Raw genomic sequence first — 17,565 nt, forward strand, 5'->3', positions numbered from 1 at the left:
GGATCAGGCGGACAGCGCATCGCTGCGCAACCGCCGCATCACGTCCCGTCGCGGCAGGCGGGCCACCAGCACGGCCCCGACCGCTGCCATCGCTGCAATGGTGCCGACGAAGACGGCCAGGGGAACAGCGCTTCCAGGCAGAGGAGCGCCGTCGGCAAGGCTGGCGACCACCGTTGCCCCGCCGACCCAGCCGAGCGGCACCGCGACCGCGGCGACGGCGGCGCCCAGAATGGTGAATTCCAGGACCACCGCTTGAACCATGGACCACCGCCCGATCCCGAGGGCGTGCAGGATCGCCATTTCGTGAAGCCGCCGCCGCGCGCTGTTGGCGATGGCGCCGAGAAGGACCACGGCCGCCGCGCCGAGTGCGACGGCGGACAGGCCGTTCAGAAGCCCGCGCACGGTCCGGACGGTCGAACCGAGCGTGTCGAGCACCTCCGCCACGCGGATCGTGGGGGCTTGCGGGACCGCCTCGGCCACCGCCGCCTCCACCGCCGAAACCGCGTCGGGTGGCGACCAGGCGGCGGTGACGAGGCTGTGCGGCGGCGGTTGGGCGAAGGGGGACAGGAGAACCGGAAAATCCAGGTCGAGCCGCGTCCAGTCGATGCGCCGCAGGTTGGCGACGGTCGCGGTCACCGGGCCGCTCGCCAGGGCCAGCGTGACGCTGTCTCCCACCGTCAGGCCCAGCCGGCCGGCCACCTGCGCGTCCAGCGAGGCGAGCGGCGGACCGGCGTAGCCTTCGGGCCACCAATCCCCCGCCACGATCCGGTCGGTGGGGACGGGGCGGTCGCGCCAGGACAGGCCGCGGTCGCCGCGCACCGCCCAGCCGACGGAGCGCGGGGCATCCGCCTCGGTGACGGCGACGCCGTTGAGGCGGCTGATCCGGGCGTGCAGGAAGGGCGCCGTCTCGACCCGCCCGACGCCGGGCAGGGCGGAGAGGTGTTCGTTCAAGCGGGTGCCGTCCGGCGGGGGAATGTTCAGGACAACGACGGAGGGCGTCTGCGCCGGCAGCGTCGCCGCGACATGGCCGGTTGCGGATTGCCCGACCACGCCGACCGCGACCAGCAGGGTCAGGCCGATGCCCAGCGCGACGGCCACCGGGACCGTCGGTGCGCCGGGGCGCCCGAGGTTGGCGACGGCCAGCCGGACCACCGGCCGCCGTCCGCGCGCCAGCCGGCGGGCCATCCCCGCGAGCCCGCGCCCCAGCAGCGCAAACGCCGCCGCCACCAGCCCGGCGACGAAGAGGAAGCCGGCGACCGCGAGCGGCATGCCCGTCCAGGCTGCGAGAAGGCCGGCGAGCGCCAGAGCCAGAAGCGCGACGGCGCCACGGGTCCGCCACCCCACCGGCTGGGCCAAGCCGTCCACCGCCCCCCGCCAGATCGCGGCGGGACTGCTCCCGGCGGCGCGGGCCAGCGGCGGCACGGCGCAGAGCAGCGCCGCCAGCAGCCCGACCGCCCCGGCCAACAGCAGGGCCGCCGGATCGACAGCGCCGCCCGTTTCCGGCATCCAATCGAGCGGCAGGGCGCGCACCGCCGACGCGGCCAGAACGGCGCCGGTCCCCAGGCCGATCAGCAACGCCACGCCGACCACGGCCAGCGTCTGCACCAGGAAGGCGGTGAAGAGGAGGCGTGGCGAGCCGCCCAGCGCCTTCAGCGTCGCCAGGACCGGCAACCGCCGGGCGAGATGCGCCGACAGAGCGCGGCCGACGCCGACGCCGCCGATCAGCAGGACGGCCAGCGATCCGAGAAGGAACAGCGCGCGGGCGAGGTGCACGGTGCGGTCCACGCCCGGAATGCCGTTGGAGGCATCGACGATCCGCCATCCCGCGTCGGGGAAGCGGTCTTTCAGATCGCGCAGGACCGCCTCGGACCGGTCCGCTTCCGGCAGGACAAGGCGATAGTACCAGTAGACGGGCATCCCCGGCTCAGCGAGGCCCGTCACGTCCAGCGCTTGGCGGTCGATGACGACGCGCGGGCCGAGGGAGAAGGCGCGGAAGGCCCGGTCCGGCTCATGCTCCAGCACGGCGCGGATCGCGACCTCGGCGGCGCCGAGCCGCAGCCGGTCGCCGATGCCCAGCGCCAGCGTGTCGAGGAGGTCGGCGGACACCGCGGCGCCCCATCGCCCGTCCCGTTGGGCCAGCGCGTCGGCAAGCGACGGGGCTCCGGACACCGCCGCCGTGCCAACCAGCGGGTAGCTTCCCTCAACCGCCTTCAGCTCGACCAGGGTACGGGCGTCGCCTCTCACCGTCGAGGCGACGGGTCGCAACTCCGCCGTCTCGCCGACCCTGCCGATCGTGTCGAGGACAGCCCGTTGCTCCGGTGTGGCCGGTGCGTGGAACAGGCGCAGGGAGAGGTCGCCGCCGACCGCCTCGCGCGCGGTGGCCCGCATCCCCTCCAGCACGCCGCCGCTGAGCGAGCCGACGGCGGCCATCATGGCGGTGCCCAGCGCCACCCCGAGGATAACGATCCAAAGTCCGGCGACGCCGCCCCGCAGGTCCCGCCAAGCCAGCCGCAACGCCATGCGCAGATGAGTCATGGCGGACATATCGTGAAGGTCCCGCCGGCCGGCAACCGCTTCGGTCGCGCTGCTGTCGGGTTTGGCATTTTCCCTCTCCCCTCCAGGGAGAGGGAAAGGTGAGGGGGGTGCGCCTTTGCCGGACCTGGCGCCACGGGCATCCCCCTCACCCTCCCCACGCCTGCGGCGCGGGTCCCCTCCCTCTCCCCGCTTTCGGCGGACCAAAGGTCCGCCTGTCGCGTCAGCGCAAACTTCGTTTGCGCGTGAGCGGAGGGGCGAGGGCCATAAAGGCGATTGCGCGCGGCTAACCCCGGCAGTGCAGCCGCCGCCGGTGGCGGGGTGGCAGGGGATGGGCGGACTGGACCGCCGCCATGGTACGCAGGCGCTCCGCCATGGCCGGCGGGAAGGGCGTCACCTTGCGGGTCCGCAGATCGACGTGGATCGACAGCTGCTCCATGGTCGCCGCGACCGTTCCGTCGTCGGCACGCCGGATCTCCAGCAGGCTCAGCAGCCGCTTGTCGTCGGCGTCGAGCAGCCGCAGGGCCACCCGCAGGGGCGTGCCGACGCGCAGCTCCCGCCGGTAATGCACCGCCACATCGACCACGAACAGGCCGAACCCCTCGTCCCGCGTGTAGGTCTCACCCAGCCCCCATTGCTCCATCAGGGCGTAGCCGACCTCGTCGAAGAGGGCGACGTAGCGAACCATGTTCATGTGGCCGTAAAGGTCGATCCAGCTCTCTTCGACGGTGTGCACGCCGGACAGCAGGATGTCGGACGGCAAGATGTCCGGCGGCAGGGCGTGGTCCTGGGTCATGGGGTGCCTTGAAGGGGGGAGGTCTGGTCCGGCGGGAACACGCCGCGCAGCCATTGCCGGATGGCGGAGATGACCGGCGTGTTCCAGCGGTGGACCGGGGCGATGAAGTAATAGCCGCCGATGGTGACGTTGCTGTCCACCATCTCCACCAGCTCGCCGTTGGCCAGCGGCTCGGTCACCAGCAGGTCGCTGACCAGCGCCACGCCGCGCCCCAGCCGGGCCGCCTCGATGGTCAGATGCGCCTGCCACAGCCGGGGGCCGCGCAGCCGGGGGATGTCGGCGATGCCGGCCTCCTCCAGCCAAGCTTCCCACATGCCGGTGGACTGCTCGTGGATCAGCGGCAGGCCGACGAGGTCGGCGGGCGTGCGCACGTCGGGGTAGCGCGCCTTGAACTCCGGGCTGGCGATGGCGAGGATGCGCGGCCGCGCGAACATCTCCGAGCGCAGCCCATCGGCGACGGAGCCGCCGTCCTCCAGATACATGATCTCGGCGTCGGCCTCCTCCCGGCTGAAGTCGGGGCGGGTCGAGGTCGGCTGAAGAATCACCTCCCGCCCGGTCAGCGCCTCCTCCAGCTCCGGCAGGCGGGCGAGCAGGCAGCGCGACGCCAGCCCGGCGAGGCAGCAGATGTGCACCGCCTCCATCCCGCCGTTGCGCAGCTCGTTGCTGGCCTCGCCGATCAGGTCGAAGGCGCGGCGGAGCTGGGAGGCGTAGCGGATGCCCTCGCGGGTCAGGGACAGGCCGCGCCCCGACTTCGCCACCAGCTTCACCCCCACCGCCTGTTCCAGATTCTGGATGTGGCGCGACACCACCGTGTGGGACACCGCCAGCTCGTCGGCGGCGGCCCGCACCGTGCCCTGGCGGGCGAAGATGTCGAAGGCGCGGAGGGCGAGAAGGGGCGGAAGGCGGCGCGCCATGCGGACCTTTGGGCTGTGGACGGAAGCCGGGGCGAGGCTGGGAGCGATCCCGGCGGCAGTATGAAACATTTCCGCCAGCACCGCACGCGCCCCTTCGCCGCCCGCCGCCCGCCGCTCTCCCCCCGCGCCGCCGGCCATCACACCACCGCGTCGCGACGGAAGGCGCCGATCTCATCGGGGCTGAAGCCGAGATCCGCCAGGATGGCGTCGGTGTGCTCGCCCAGCCGCGGCGCCGGGCTTTCCGCGGGCAGGGGGGCCTCCGGCATGGTGATCGGCACGGCGGCGAAGCGCTTGCCCGAGCCCTCCGGCACCTCCACGACCATCTTGCGGTGGACCACCTGGGGGTCGTTCAGCGCGTCCGGCACGCTGTTGATCGGGCTGGCCGGGACGTCGGCGTCCTCCATCGCGTCCAGCCAAGCGTCGCGCCCGCGGGTGAGGAAGACCTCGCGCAGCAATGGCTCCAACTCGGCATGGTTGGCGTTGCGGGCCGAGCCGGTGGGGAAGCGCGGGTCGGACAGCAGATGCTCCAAGCCCATGGCGCGGCACATCCGGTCCCACTGCTCGTTGGTGTCGACGCAGATGGCGATGGGCTTGTCGGCGGTGGGGAAGGCCTGGAAGGGGGCAATCAGCGGGTGGCGGCTGCCCAGCGCCCGCGGCGTCTCCCCGGCGTTCAGGAAGCGGGCGATGGCGTTCTCCATCAGGGCGAGCTGGCAATCGAGCATCGCCACGTCGATGAAGCTGCCCTCGCCGCTGCTCACCCGCTTTTGCAAGGCGGCGAGGATGCCGACGGCGGCGAACAGGCTGGACCCGATGTCGCCGATCGACGCGCCGACCCGGCAGGGATCGCCGCCCGGCTCGCCGGTGATGCTCATCATGCCGGACATCGCCTGGGCCACCACGTCGAAGCAGGGCCGGTGGCGGTAGGGGCCGTCCTGCCCGAATCCGGAGATCGAGGCGTAGACCAGCCGCGGATTGACCGCCTTCAGATCGTTGTAGCCCAGCCCCAGCCGGTCCATCGCCCCGGCCCGGTTGTTCTCCACCAGCACGTCGCAGGTGGCGACGATTTTCTTGAAGATCTCCTTGCCCTTTTCCTCCTTCAAGTTGAGCGTCAGACTCCGCTTGTTGCGGTTGACGCTGAGGAAGTAAATGCTTTCCTCCTCGCTGAAGGGGGCAATGATGCGGGTGAAATCGCCCTTGCCGGGACGCTCGATCTTGATCACCTCCGCCCCCAGCGCGCCGAGCAGCCAGGTGCTGTAGGGGCCGGCCAACATGTGCGTGAGATCGACCACGCGCACGCCGGCCAGGGGGCCTTCGCGGCGTTGCGTATCGGTGTTGAGCATGCATGATCCTTCGGATGGCCGGACGCCGTGCAGGCGGGCCGGGCGGGGCCGCGCGCCCGGCTGGAAACCGGTCCGGTCCAGGGCGGCGGCGGGAATGCGATACCCAAAGGCTTGCGCCACGGCGGCCGGAAAACAATCGCTTAGTTTGGCCCAATCCGGTGCATGGAAGGCACCGTTCCATGGATTTGCCCGGTGTAGCATTGGTGCGTTCCGTGCACCGGACCGCATCGTTTTTTCTGCTTGTGACACGAACTGTGTCCGGTAGTCTTGATCTTGCCGGGAGCGGATCGGCCTGATCGAAATCTCTGCCGGCCATCGGAAAGTCTTCCTGATTTCCGAGGCGGGCGGTCGTTTTACTCTCATCGCCTGTCCAATGAAACCGCTCGGCGCGCGTCGCGGCAGCGATGCGCGGCCTTCCACAACCAGGAAAGGACAACCCGCGCGTGATCGATCTTTCGGGAAAGGCGGCCATCGCCGGCGTTTTTGAATCGCCCCGCCGGGATGCGCCGCGCGTCCACCCCTTCGCCCTTCAGATGGAATGCATCCTCGGCGCGCTGGACGACGCCGGTCTGACTCTGAAGGACGTGGACGGGCTGTGCGCGGCCTCCGGCGACTGGGCCGAAGGCGGCAGCACCATGGATGTGGTCGAACTGGCCGAATACATCGGGATCGCGCCGACCTACGTGAACAGCACCGACGTCGGCGGCTGCTCCTACATCCTCCAGGCCGGGCAGGCGGCGGCGGCCATCGCCACCGGGCTGGCCGAGGTGGTGGTCATCAGCTACGCCGCCTGCCCGCGCTGGTGGCCGCTGAGCAGCCCGTCCTTCGACCCCTTCGTCTTCCCCGCCGGCCCCGGCCAGTACGAGATTCCCTACGCGCCGACGCTGATTTCGACCTACGGCCTGTTCGCCCGTCGCCATATGGACCTCTACGGCACCACGCCGGAACAGCTTGCCCAGGTGGCCGTGACCTTCCGCGAGCACGCCGCGAAGAACCCCGACGCCCGGCTGCGCAAGCCGATCACGGTGGACGACGTGCTGGCCTCGCCGATGATCGCGTCGCCGCTGCACCGGCTGGACTGCTGCGTGGTGACCGACGGCGGCGGCGCCGTCGTGATGACCAGCCGGGAGCGGGCGCGCGACCTGAAGAAGCCGCCGGTCCATCTGGTCGGCTACGGCGCCGCCGTGGCGCGCACCCAGAACAGCCAGATCCCCGATGACCTGACCACCCCGGCGGCGCTGTCCGGGCCGCGCGCCTTCGCCATGGCGGGGGTGACCCCCGGCGAGATCGACGTGGCGCAGATCTACGACGCCTTCACCATCACGCCGATGCTGGCGCTGGAGGATCTCGGCTTCTGCGGGCGGGGGGAGAGCGGCGCCTTCGTCGCGGACGGCAACCTGACGCTGGGCGGCAGCCTGCCGACCAACACCGACGGCGGCGGCCTGTCGTCCAACCACCCCGGCAAGCGCGGCATCTTCACCCTGATCGAGAGCGTCCGCCAGCTCCGCGGCGAGGGGCCGGGCGTCCAGGTGCCCGACGCCCGCATCGCCCTGGCCCATGGGCTGGGCGGCACCTTCTGCTCCGCCGCCACCGCCATCCTTGCCCGGTAAGGTGCCCGATGACTCCCCCCCCGATGACTGCCCCAACGACCAGCATGACCATCCCGCCCGTCCAGGACGAGACCTCCGCCCCCTTCTGGGACGCGGCGCGCGAGGGGCGCTTCCTGATCCAGCGCTGCCCGGAGACCGGGCGCTACCAGTGGTACCCGCGCGCCCATTCCATCCACGCCCCGCACGCCCGCCCGGAGTGGGTCGAGGCGAGCGGGCGCGGCGAGTTGCTGACCTATTCGGTCGTCCATCGCGGCAACCAGCGCGGCGACCCCTATGTCTGCGCCCTGATCCGGCTGGAGGAGGGCGTCACCGTCTTCTCCCGCGTCGAGGGGGTGGCGGAGGCGGATCTGCGGGCCGGACTGCCGCTCGCCGTGGCCTTTCACCAACTCGACGAGGCCACCAGCCTCCCCGTGTTCCGCCCGCGGACTCCTGCCTGAGGGTGCCCTAGAATGACCTCCATCCATCTCGACGACATCAAGCCGGGCGACCGGGCGCGCTCCTCGCGCGTCACCGTCACCGAGGCGCACATCGTCTGGTTCGCCGGGCTGACCGGCGACTTCAACCCGCTGCACATGGACGCCGAGGCCGCCAAGGCCAACGGTTTCGGGCGGACCATCGCCCACGGGATGCTGACCCACTCGCTCAGCACCGGGCTGCGCTCCGCCATCGACGATTGGGCGATCCTCGCCTTCCTGGAGACGCACCGCCGCTTCGTCGGGCCGGTCTTCGCCGGTGACACCGTGCATTACGAGGCCGAGGTGGGGGAGGTCCGCCCCAGTGCCTCCAAGCCGGACCGCGGCATCGTCCGCGTCGCCATCACCGTGAAGAACCAGCGCGGCGAGACCGTGCAGGAGGGCGAGGACGTGCTTTCCATCGCCCGCAAGGAGGCGCAGGCATGAGTTCCGCTGTCACTCACTCCAACCGCCTCGCCGGCCGTGTCGCCTTCGTCACCGGCGGCGGCGGCGGCATCGGCCGCGCCGTCTGCGAGCGGCTGGCCGCGGAAGGGGCGGCGGTCGTCGTCGCCGACATCGGGGCCGAGGCCGCCGAGAGCGTCGCCGCCGCGTTACGCGCCGAGGGTGCGCAGGCCCACGCCACCGCGTTGAACGTCGCGGACCGGGAAAGCTGGGGCGCCGCCGTGACCGGCCTGCCCGAGGCCTTCCGGGGCGTGGACATCATGGTCAACGTCGCCGGCATCGTCCGCGACCGCTCGCTGCCCAAGATGACCGACGCGGAATGGAGCGCCGTCATCGACGTGAACCTGCGCGGCACCTGGCTGGGCTGCCAGACGGCCTTCCGGCTGGTCGGCGACCGCGGTTGGGGGCGCATCGTCAACATCGCCTCCACGGCGATCCTGGGGACTTTCGGGCAGGCCAACTACTCCGCCTCCAAGGCCGGGGTGGTCGGGCTGACCCGCACCGCCGCCCTGGAAGGGGCGCGCCGCGGCATCCTGGTCAACGCCGTCGCTCCCGGCGTCGTCGAGACCGCCATCGTCGAGGGCGTGCCCGACGCGGTGCGCTCGCAATGGTTGGAGAAGACGCCCATCGGGCGCCTGGGCAAGCCGGCGGAGATCGCCGCCGTCGTCGCCTTCCTGGCGTCCGACGACGCGGCGTACGTCACCGGCCAGACCATCGTCGCCGACGGTGGGGCGACCACCGGCGACTACTGATTTCCGCTCACGAACGAAGAACGACGCCGAAACGGCGATACCGCAACGACAAGACAGGGATTGGCAACATGATGGAATTCTCGCGCCGCCGCCTTCTCCAGACCGGCGGACTCGTCGGCACCGCCCTGGTGACTGGCGGGCTGGCCGGCACCGCCTTCTCGCGCATCGCCGCGGCGGCGGACGACCCGCTCTACGCCGCCGCGAAGAAGGAAGGCGCCCTGACCCTCTATTGGGGCTCCTACGAGCAGCAGACGATGGAGGCGATCCGCGACGCCTTCAAGGCCAAGTATCCGGGCATCGAGGTGAACCTGCTCCGCCAGGCCTCGCAGACCGTCTACACCCGCCTGCGCATGGAGCTGCAGAGCGGCGTCCACGAGTGCGACTCGCTGGGCACCACCAACATGCTGCATTACACCGAGCTGAAGAAGATCGGCGCGCTGGCGCCCTTCGAGCCGGTGGACGGCGTGCACATTCCGGACGCCTTCCGCAACCTCGACCCGGACAAGATGTTCCATGTCGGCGCCATCAGCCTGACCAGCATCAACTACGCGCCGGGCAAGGTCCCGTCGCCGCCGGCCAGCTGGCAGGCGCTGCTGGAGGACCAGTGGCAGGGCAAGATCACCACGGGCAGCCCGGCCTTCTCCGGCGACGTGGCGAACTGGGTGGTCGCCATCCGCCGCAAGTACGGCGACGACTTCCTGCGCGCCTTCGGCAAGCAGAAGCCGAAGGTCGGCCAGTCCAACGTCGACACCGTAACCGATATTTTGGCGGGTGAGCGCGTCGTCGGCTCCGGCGCGCCCTTCAGCTACACGCTGACCCAGAAGGCCGCCGGCAACCCCATCGACGTGGTGGCGCCGTCCGACGACGCCATCCTGAACCTGGGCGTCACCGGCATCCTGGCGAAGGCCCCGCACCCGAACGCCGCCCGGCTGTTCACCAACTTCCTCTACTCCACGGAGGTGTCGATGATCCTCCAGAAGAACTACTGGCCGACGCTGCGCAAGGACGTGCCCTGGGCGGAGGGGCGGTCGCTCGACCAGTTGAAGTGGTACCGCAACACCGGCGACGACCTCGGCCCGGAAGTCGCGGAAGGCATCGCCAAGTGGAAGGAACTGGTGCGCTGATCGCTGATTCCCTCTCCCCTCCGCTCACGCGCAAACTTCGTTTGCGCTGACGCGACAGGCGGACCTTAGGTCCGCCGAAAGCGGGGAGAGGGTTAGGGTGAGGGGGTTGCGCGTGTCGGTACGTTCGGCAAAAGCGCAACCCCCTCACCTGCCCGCTTTGCGGGCACCCTCTCCCCGGAGGGGCGAGGGATAGTACGGACAATGGAGGCGGACCCTATGGGGGTCATTTCAACGGACAGCCCAGACAGCGCAGCCGCGAGGACCGCGCGCCCGGTGATGGCCCGCGTGCCACTCGCCAGGACCGTGGTCTTCGGCGCCGTCGCCCTACTTCTTTTCCTGCTGGTGGTCCTGCCCTTCGGCTGGGTTCTCAACAACAGCTTCCACGATGACCTGACCGGCGCCTGGACGCTCGGCAACTACGCGCGGATCTTCCAGTCGGCGGAGCTTCTGGAACCGCTGTTCAATTCGCTGCTCCTCGCCGTGGCGACCGCGGTGATCGCCGTCGGCATCGGCGTGCCGCTGGCCTGGCTGGTGTCGCGGACCGACCTGCCGTTCCGCCGCACCATCCGCGTGCTGACGCTGACCGCCTTCGTCACCCCGTCCTTCATCGGGGCGACCGGCTGGATTCTGCTGGCGGCGCCCAACTCCGGCTGGCTGAACGCGCTGTGGCGCACGCTCGCCGGGGCGGAGGCGGGGCCGCTGCTGAACATCTACTCGATGACCGGGGCGATCTTCATCTGCGGCATCTACACCGTCCCCTACAGCTTCACCATGGTGTCGAGCGCGCTCGACGAGATGGCCGTGGAGCTTGAGGACGCCGCCGCCACGCTGGGCTCCGGCACGCTGCGCACCATGCTCAGCATCACCATCCCACTGGTCACCCCGGCGGTGATCGCCAGCTTCATCCTGTCCTTCATCCAGGGGCTGACGCTGTTCGGCGTCCCAGCCTTCCTGCTGACGCCGACCGGCATCCCGGTGGTCACGACCAAGCTGGCCGAGTTCTACCAGCTCTTCCCGCCGGAAATCTACATGGCGGCCGCCTACTGCATGCCGCTGCTGCTGGTCACCGCCATGCTGTTCTGGATGCGCCGCCGCATCCTGGGCCGCAAGCAGTTCGTCACCATCTCCGGCAAGAGCCGGGCGGGGCGGCGGATCGCGCTGGGCGCCGCCCGCTGGCCGGCCTTCGGCGCGGCCCTGCTGCTGCCGCTGGTCTCGGTGTTCCTGCCCTACGCGGCGCTGCTGCTGGTGTCGCTGACCCGCGCCTGGGGCCAGGGCCTGTCGTGGGAGAACCTGTCGCTGCACTGGTACTGGTGGGCGCTGTTCGGAAATTCGGAGACGCACACCGCCATCGTCAACTCGCTGCTGTTCTCGACGCTCGCGGCGACGCTGTGCGTGATGCTCGGCACCGTGGTCGCCTACATCGTGGAGCGGCGGTTGGTGTTCGGTGCCAGCCTGTTCGGCGCGGTGACGACCGTTCCCATCATCATCCCCGGCATCGTCATGTCGGTCGGCTTCTTCGCCGCCTACACGCGGGCGCCGCTGAACCTCTACGGCACGCCGCTTCTGCTGGTGGCGGCCTTCGCGGCGACCTTCCTGCCCATCGCCTACGCCCATGGCGGGTCGATCCTGAAGGGCATCGGGCCGGAGCTGGAGCGCGCCGCCCGCAGCCTGGGCGCGGGGGAGGGGCGGACCTTCCTGTCCATCACCATCCCGCTGATGGGCGGCGGGCTGCTGTCGGGCTGGTTCCTGGTCTTCATCCCGATCATCCGGGAGCTGTCGGTGGCGGTCTTCCTCATCACGCCCAAGACCAACGTGATGACCACGCTGATCTACAACGCCAAGGACGGCGGCAACTACGAGGCCGTCTGCGCCATGAGCGTCCTTCTCCTTCTCATCACGCTGGCGCTGGTGGCCGCCGCCGGTCCCCTGACGCGCCTGACCACCGTGCGCCGCACGTCACGCGCCACCGCCCGTAAAACCGCCCCGGCGGAAGGAGTTCTCCCCACATGAGCGGGATCCGCATCAAGAACCTCCGCAAGTCCTTCGGCACCTACACCGCGCTGCACGGCATCGACCTGCAGGTCCCCAACGGCACGCTGCTGGCCCTGCTCGGCCCGTCGGGCTGCGGCAAGTCCACGACGCTCCAGCTCCTCGCCGGGTTCGAGGCGCCCACGGAGGGCGAGATCTGGGCCGACGACGTGCTGCTCTCCTCGGCGCGCGGGGTGCTGCCGCCGGAAAAGCGCGGCATCTCCCTGGTGTTCCAGAACTACGCGGTGTGGCCGCACAAGACGGTGGCGGAGAACGTCGCCTTCGGCCTCGCCATCCGCCGCCTGCCCAAGGCGGAGATCGCCGAGCGGCTGGACCGCACGCTGCGCACCGTCCGGCTGGAAGCCCTGCGCGACCGCTACCCATCGGAGCTGTCCGGCGGCCAGCAGCAGCGCGTGGCGCTGGCCCGCGCTCTGGCCGTCGAGCCGCGCATCCTCCTGCTCGACGAGCCGCTGTCCAACCTCGACGCCCATCTGCGCGAGGAGATGCGGTTCGAGATCCGGCAGGTCCACGACCTGCTGGGGCTGACCACCGTCTACGTCACCCACGACCAGTCGGAGGCGCTGGTCACCGCCGACCGCATCGCCGTCATGAAGTCCGGCCACCTCCAGCAGCTCGGCTCGCCGGAGGACATCTTCGAGCGGCCGTCCAACGCCTTCGTCGCCACCTTCATCGGCGCCAACAACGAGCTGGCCGGGACCAGCGAGGGCAATGGCGCCATCCGCGTCGGCAGCCATGTTCTGACCGCGCCCGACCGCAGCGGCGCGGCGCATGGCGGGACGGTGTCGCTGTGCGTCCGGCCCTCCCAGGTCCGGCTGTTCGGCGCCGAGGAGAAGGGGTTGCCCACCGAGGGCTGCAACGTGCTGTCCGGCACGGTCCAGCGTTCCGCCTATCTGGGCGAGTACCGCGACGTGCTGGTGGATCTGGGGGGCGGGCGGACGCTGCGCGCCTTCATCCCGCCGGCGCAGAGTTTCGCTCCGGGCAGCGTGGTGACGGCGCTTCTTCCCATCGGGTCCTGCCAGATCCTCGGGCCGGCGGCTTAACCCGCCGGCCCAATCCAAGAGAGTTCCGAACGATGACCATCGCCACGACCGGCGAGGCCGAAGCCTTGCCCGAAATCCTGACCGAGCGGCGCGGCGCCGTCCAGTGGGTGATCTTCAACCGGCCCAAGGCGCGCAACGCCATCACCCCCTGGATGGAGGACCGGCTGATCGAAATCTGCCGGGAGGTCGACGCCGACCCGGCGGTGAAGGCCCTGGTGCTGACCGGTGCAGCCGGCGACAAGCCCGCCTTCATGGCCGGCGCCGACCTGTCCTGCCTGCAAAGCGTCAAGACGCCGGAGGATTACACGATCCTCGAAGATCGGGCGGAAACCGCGGCCATGGCGCTGGAGGCGGTGCGCGTCCCCACCGTCGCCGCCCTGGCCGGCGCCTGCGTCGGGGAGGGGGCGCTGCTCGCCGCCTGCTGCGACGTGCGCATCGCGACGCCGTCGGTGCGCTTCGGCTTCCCCATCGCCCGCACGGTCGGCAATTGCCTGAGCATCAAGAACCTCGCCCGATTGGCGGCCATCCTCGGCACCGCGCGGACCAAGGAGATGATCTTCAGCGCCCGCCTGCTGACCGCCGACGAGCTGGCCGGCGCCGGCGCCCTGCGCGGCGTCGTGCCGGACGACGACCTCACCGACCGCACCCAGGAGTTGGCCGAGGAACTGGCGGGCCTCGCCCCGCTCACCTTGTGGACGACCCGCGAGGCGCTGCGCCGCTGGCGCGATCACGGGCTGCCGGCGGACGGCGACGCCGACCTTCTGCGCCTCTGCTACCTGTCCGCCGACTATCAGGAGGGCATCGCCGCCTTCCTGGAAAAGCGCCGTCCGGTCTGGGTGGGGCGGTAGGGGCGCCAAAGCCATCGCATTTCGCCTTTACAACCCTCTTCCCTCTGGGGAGAGGGTGGCCCAGAGGGCCTCTCGCGCTGGCTGAAAGCCAGCGCTGACGGCGGCAGGCGGATGCCTATGGCATCCGCTGAGAGCCGGTGAGGGGGATGTGCGTTTCGGTACGTTCGGCAAAAGCACAACCCCCTCACCCTAACCCTCTCCCCGCTTTCGGCGGACCAAAGGTCCGCCTGTCGCGTCAGCGCAAACGAAGTTTGCGCGTGAGCGGGGGAGAGGGGATGTCCTTGCCGCCACCCAAGCCCTTCCCTATCCTGGCGCCGCACCACGCGCCTCTGTGGGCGTTCAGCCGCCATGGGAACCGCCTGTCATGACGACCACGCCCGACGACCGTCCGAGCGGCGCCCTGGACGCCGCGGCGCTGGAGCGGCGGTTGCGGGCCGCTCCCGACGATCTCGCGGCCACGCAGGAGTTGGCCGGGCTGCTGTTCGGGACGGGGCGAGCGGCGGAGGCCGAGCCTCACGCCCGCAACGCGGTCCGGCTGGCGCCGGAGGACGCCCGCTCCCACACGCTGATGGCGCTGGTGCTGGCCGACACCCACCGTCCCCAAGCCGCTGAGTTCCATCACCGCCGGGCGCTGGCCTTGGCGCCGCCGGACGCCGCGACGGTGGCCAATCTCGCCTGGAGCCTGACCCGGCAGAGCAAGGTGGAGCAGGCGCGGCGGACCTACCGCCGGGCCGCGGCGCTGCACCCGTCCATCGCCCTGACCTGGCATGGCTGGGCACAGACCGAGGACGCGGCCCGCGATCTTCCCGCCGCGCGACGGCTGGTGGACCGCGCCCGGCGTCTCGACCCCGGCCACCGTGGCGCCGACACCTTCGCGGCGGCCCTGCTGGCCCGGCAGGGGGACGGCGAACGGGCGCTTGCCGTCTTGGACGCCTCGGTCGCCCGCCATGGCGGCCCCGACCCCGACGCGCTGCTGGAGACGGGGCGCATTCTCGACCGGCTGGGCCGCCACGACGAGGCCTTCACCGCCTTCGCCGCCGGCAAGGCCTTGCTGCGGCAGGCCGGACGCCGCTACGGCGAGGAGGAAGCGGTGGACCTCATCGCGCGCCTCGCCACCTTCTTCGTGGCGCCGCGCCTGCGCCTGATGCCGCGGCCGGACAAGCCCGCCGCCGGGCCGCAGCCGGTCTTCATCGCGGGCGCCCCGCGCTCCGGCACCACGCTGGTCGAGCAGATCCTGTCCTGCCATCCCGCCATCGCCGCGGGGGACGAGTTGCCCGCGCTTGGCGCGGTGGTCCGGGCGCTGCCGCAGACGCTGGGCAGCCCGCTCGGCTATCCCGAAGCGCTGTCGGAGCTGTGGATGGGCGACCAGCGCGATGGGTTGGAGCGGTTGCGCGACGCCTATCTGCGCCACGCCCGCAAGCTGGTTCCGGCCAAGCCCGGCCACACGCTGTTCACCGACAAGATGCCCTTCAACGAGACGCATCTCGGTTTGATCGCGCTGATGTTCCCCTCGGCACCGGTGGTGCATGTGCTGCGCCATCCGCTGGACGTCGTGCTGTCGATGATGGGCACGAACCTCACCCACGGCTTCCATTGCGCCAACGATGTCGAGACGGCGGCGCGCCACGTCCTGCGGGTGTTCGATCTGGTCGAGCATTACCGGCGGGAGATGCCGCTGCGCTACCTGCCGCTGCGCTACGAGGATCTGGTGCGGGAGCCGGAACCGGCGGTGAGGCGGCTGCTGGGCTTTCTCGGGCTGGGCTTCGACCGGCGCTGCCTGCGCTTCGAGGAGAACCGGCGCCATGCCCGCACGCCCAGCCACGCTCAGGTCGCGGAAAAGCTCTACAGCCGCTCCATCGACCGCTACCGCGCCTACAGGACTCATTTGAAGCCGGCGATCCCGATCCTGGAGCCGGTCATTCTCGGCTTGGGCTACAGCCTGTAGTCGCCGCCATGCCGTTCGCACCATCCGACAGTGACCTTTGCGAAATCCGCCGCCGCGACGGCCGGCTGGACGAGGCCGCCGCCCATGGCCGACGCGCTGTCGCGCTCGACCCCGGCGACCCGGTGGGCTGGTACAATCTGGGAGTGGTCCTCTACGACCGGCTGGAAATTGCGGCCTCGATCGCCTGCGAGCGCCGCGCCATCCGGCTCGCCCCGGACGCGCCGGGTCCGCATTTCGAACTGGCCGAGGGGTTGCTACTCTCCGGCCAGTGGGAGGAGGGGTGGTGCGAATATGAATGGCGCTGGCGCCTTCCCGGCCTGCCGCCGCTGATTCCGCCCGCCGCCCTGGAGCGGCATGGGCACACCGCTGCAAGGTCCTGGGACGGCCGCCCCTTGCCCGGCGGCACCTTGCTGCTGGTCGCCGACCAGGGCTTCGGCGACACCATCCAGTTCGCCCGTTACCTGCCGATGGCGGCGGCGCTCTGCCCCAATCTCGTGGTCGCTTGCAGCCCGGACATGCAACCGGTGATCCGGTCCCTTCCCGGGGGATACCGGACGGTCACCGACTGGGACGCGGCGCCGCCCTTCGACGCCTACGCCGCGCTGTCCAGCCTGCCGGGGCTGTTCGGCACGAGGCCGGACACGATACCGGCGCCGCTCCCCGACCTGCGGGCCGAGGCGGAGCGGGTGGAGCGCTGGAGGGAGCGCCTGGACGGGCTGCTTCCCCCCCGCGGCTACCGCCGCGTCGGGCTGGTCTGGGCGGGGCGCCCGACCCATGGCAACGACCGCAACCGCTCCCTGCCTCTCGCGCGGCTGGCGCCGTTCTTCGCGCTGGAGAAGACCGTGCTGGTGTCGCTCCAGAAGGGGCCGGCGCAGGCCGAGGCCGCCCGTTATTACGGGACGGCACCGCTGGTTGATCTGGGGCCGGAGCTGGAGAGCTTCGCCGACACCATGGCGGTGCTGGAGCAGCTCGACCATGTTGTCTGCGTGGACACGGCGGTCGCCCATCTGGCCGGGGCGATGGGGCGCCCGACCGTGCTGCTGCTGCCCTACGCGCCGGACTGGCGCTGGCTGCTCGGCCGCGGCGGCACGCCCTGGTATCCCACCGTCACCCTGCACCGGCAGCCGGCGCCGGGACGGTGGGACGAGGCCATCCGCGGCGCCGTCGCCGCGGTGGCCGGAAGCAACTTCAGGGCTTCAGGGCGGCCAAGCCGTCGGTGATCCCCTTGGTGGAGATCGGGAAGGCCACGGCCTGCGTCCCGCCATAGGGGCGGACGGCGATCTGCGCCCCCTTGGAGCGGCGCAGCGCGGTCAGGGTCGCCTCGTCCATCGGGGCGTTGGCGAGACAGCCGTCCTGGATGCACTGCTGGTAGGTCAACAGCAGCGGCTTGCCGTCGTCGATGGTCAGGGCGGCCCCGGCGCGCAGGTCGACGCCCAGCGGCAGGATCACCACCATCACCCCCTTGCCGTCCGGGGCGAAATAGCCCAGCGACGCCTTGAGGATGCGGGTCGCCTGCTTGGCCTCCTTGTTCTCCATCACGCGGGTCTGCGAGAGGAAGCAGCGCGGCTTGCCGTCGGGGGGCGTCTCGCATTCGGTCTGCCAGTCGCCGAAGGTCTTGCCCGCTTCCACCGCAATAGCGGGAGCCCCGCTCATGAGGAGGGGGAGCGCTGCCAGCGCCCCCGTGATGATGGCCTTGCGCAT

Annotated in this window: 15 protein-coding genes; 10 read left to right on the top strand and 5 right to left on the bottom strand. The window is 70.9% G+C overall.

Annotated features, from left to right (window positions below; translation table 11 throughout):
• Nucleotides 1-3 precede the first annotated feature (3 nt).
• The 4 genes from JJL56_RS12250 to JJL56_RS12265 all read right to left on the bottom strand — a co-directional run bounded on the left by JJL56_RS12250 (nt 4) and on the right by JJL56_RS12265 (nt 5,582).
• Nucleotides 4-2,544, bottom strand: coding sequence for an ABC transporter permease (locus JJL56_RS12250; RefSeq protein WP_200485253.1), 2,541 nt, complete (start codon nt 2,542-2,544; stop codon nt 4-6).
• Between the two features lie 274 nt (nt 2,545-2,818).
• A complete protein-coding gene (locus tag JJL56_RS12255; RefSeq protein WP_145624288.1) occupies nt 2,819-3,328 on the bottom strand; it encodes a thioesterase family protein in 510 nt (169 codons plus the stop codon).
• On the bottom strand, nt 3,325-4,242 hold the full coding sequence (locus JJL56_RS12260) for a LysR substrate-binding domain-containing protein (RefSeq protein ID WP_051140760.1): 918 nt from the start codon (nt 4,240-4,242) through the stop codon (nt 3,325-3,327). The genes JJL56_RS12255 and JJL56_RS12260 overlap by 4 nt, the downstream gene beginning before the upstream one ends.
• 137 nt (nt 4,243-4,379) lie before the next feature.
• Nucleotides 4,380-5,582 (bottom strand): CaiB/BaiF CoA transferase family protein, encoded by a 1,203-nt coding sequence (locus tag JJL56_RS12265; protein ID WP_186452853.1) that lies wholly within the window; start codon nt 5,580-5,582, stop codon nt 4,380-4,382.
• A gap of 443 nt (nt 5,583-6,025) precedes the next feature.
• On the opposite strand from JJL56_RS12265, the gene JJL56_RS12270 reads away from it, so the two are divergent.
• The 10 genes from JJL56_RS12270 to JJL56_RS12315 all read left to right on the top strand — a co-directional run bounded on the left by JJL56_RS12270 (nt 6,026) and on the right by JJL56_RS12315 (nt 17,084).
• Nucleotides 6,026-7,192, top strand: a complete 1,167-nt coding sequence (locus tag JJL56_RS12270; protein WP_200485254.1) for an acetyl-CoA acetyltransferase — start codon at nt 6,026-6,028, stop codon at nt 7,190-7,192.
• A gap of 44 nt (nt 7,193-7,236) precedes the next feature.
• A complete protein-coding gene (locus JJL56_RS12275; RefSeq protein WP_247891045.1) occupies nt 7,237-7,629 on the top strand; it encodes a Zn-ribbon domain-containing OB-fold protein in 393 nt (130 codons plus the stop codon).
• A gap of 12 nt (nt 7,630-7,641) precedes the next feature.
• Nucleotides 7,642-8,091, top strand: a complete 450-nt coding sequence (locus tag JJL56_RS12280; protein ID WP_200485256.1) for a MaoC family dehydratase — start codon at nt 7,642-7,644, stop codon at nt 8,089-8,091.
• Nucleotides 8,088-8,858: a 3-oxoacyl-ACP reductase FabG gene (fabG, locus tag JJL56_RS12285; RefSeq protein WP_200485257.1), complete on the top strand. Its 771-nt coding sequence runs from the start codon at nt 8,088-8,090 to the stop codon at nt 8,856-8,858. The genes JJL56_RS12280 and fabG overlap by 4 nt, the downstream gene beginning before the upstream one ends.
• A gap of 68 nt (nt 8,859-8,926) precedes the next feature.
• Nucleotides 8,927-9,982, top strand: coding sequence for an ABC transporter substrate-binding protein (locus tag JJL56_RS12290; protein WP_200485258.1), 1,056 nt, complete (start codon nt 8,927-8,929; stop codon nt 9,980-9,982).
• 285 nt (nt 9,983-10,267) lie between these two features.
• A complete protein-coding gene (locus JJL56_RS12295; RefSeq protein ID WP_200485259.1) occupies nt 10,268-11,992 on the top strand; it encodes an ABC transporter permease subunit in 1,725 nt (574 codons plus the stop codon).
• Complete coding sequence (locus JJL56_RS12300) at nt 11,989-13,071, top strand: ABC transporter ATP-binding protein (protein WP_145624273.1); 1,083 nt, start codon at nt 11,989-11,991, stop codon at nt 13,069-13,071. Before JJL56_RS12295 ends, JJL56_RS12300 begins: the two co-directional genes overlap by 4 nt.
• A gap of 32 nt (nt 13,072-13,103) precedes the next feature.
• Nucleotides 13,104-13,919 carry an enoyl-CoA hydratase gene (locus JJL56_RS12305; protein ID WP_200485260.1) on the top strand — a complete coding sequence of 272 codons (816 nt, stop codon included), beginning with the start codon at nt 13,104-13,106 and terminating at the stop codon, nt 13,917-13,919.
• Between the two features lie 364 nt (nt 13,920-14,283).
• Nucleotides 14,284-15,864, top strand: coding sequence for a tetratricopeptide repeat-containing sulfotransferase family protein (locus JJL56_RS12310; protein WP_200485261.1), 1,581 nt, complete (start codon nt 14,284-14,286; stop codon nt 15,862-15,864).
• Between the two features lie 8 nt (nt 15,865-15,872).
• The gene (locus tag JJL56_RS12315; protein WP_200485262.1) at nt 15,873-17,084 is read left to right on the top strand and encodes a glycosyltransferase family 9 protein; all 1,212 of its coding nucleotides are present in this window, start codon (nt 15,873-15,875) and stop codon (nt 17,082-17,084) included.
• Here JJL56_RS12315 and JJL56_RS12320 read toward each other — a convergent pair.
• Complete coding sequence (locus tag JJL56_RS12320) at nt 17,053-17,565, bottom strand: invasion associated locus B family protein (RefSeq protein ID WP_247891046.1); 513 nt, start codon at nt 17,563-17,565, stop codon at nt 17,053-17,055. The genes JJL56_RS12315 and JJL56_RS12320 overlap by 32 nt on opposite strands.

Source organism: Azospirillum aestuarii, assembly GCF_016632405.1.
In the GTDB taxonomy this organism is placed as follows: domain Bacteria; phylum Pseudomonadota; class Alphaproteobacteria; order Azospirillales; family Azospirillaceae; genus Azospirillum; species Azospirillum aestuarii.

Coding starts and splice junctions, on each gene's coding strand:
- JJL56_RS12250 (WP_200485253.1), bottom strand. CDS start 2,544: ATGTCCGCCATGACTCATCTGCGCATGGCGTTGCGGCTGGCTTGGCGG.
- JJL56_RS12255 (WP_145624288.1), bottom strand. CDS start 3,328: ATGACCCAGGACCACGCCCTGCCGCCGGACATCTTGCCGTCCGACATC.
- JJL56_RS12260 (WP_051140760.1), bottom strand. CDS start 4,242: ATGGCGCGCCGCCTTCCGCCCCTTCTCGCCCTCCGCGCCTTCGACATC.
- JJL56_RS12265 (WP_186452853.1), bottom strand. CDS start 5,582: ATGCTCAACACCGATACGCAACGCCGCGAAGGCCCCCTGGCCGGCGTG.
- JJL56_RS12275 (WP_247891045.1), top strand. CDS start 7,237: ATGACCATCCCGCCCGTCCAGGACGAGACCTCCGCCCCCTTCTGGGAC.
- JJL56_RS12280 (WP_200485256.1), top strand. CDS start 7,642: ATGACCTCCATCCATCTCGACGACATCAAGCCGGGCGACCGGGCGCGC.
- fabG (WP_200485257.1), top strand. CDS start 8,088: ATGAGTTCCGCTGTCACTCACTCCAACCGCCTCGCCGGCCGTGTCGCC.
- JJL56_RS12290 (WP_200485258.1), top strand. CDS start 8,927: ATGATGGAATTCTCGCGCCGCCGCCTTCTCCAGACCGGCGGACTCGTC.
- JJL56_RS12300 (WP_145624273.1), top strand. CDS start 11,989: ATGAGCGGGATCCGCATCAAGAACCTCCGCAAGTCCTTCGGCACCTAC.
- JJL56_RS12305 (WP_200485260.1), top strand. CDS start 13,104: ATGACCATCGCCACGACCGGCGAGGCCGAAGCCTTGCCCGAAATCCTG.
- JJL56_RS12310 (WP_200485261.1), top strand. CDS start 14,284: ATGACGACCACGCCCGACGACCGTCCGAGCGGCGCCCTGGACGCCGCG.
- JJL56_RS12315 (WP_200485262.1), top strand. CDS start 15,873: ATGCCGTTCGCACCATCCGACAGTGACCTTTGCGAAATCCGCCGCCGC.
- JJL56_RS12320 (WP_247891046.1), bottom strand. CDS start 17,565: ATGCGCAAGGCCATCATCACGGGGGCGCTGGCAGCGCTCCCCCTCCTC.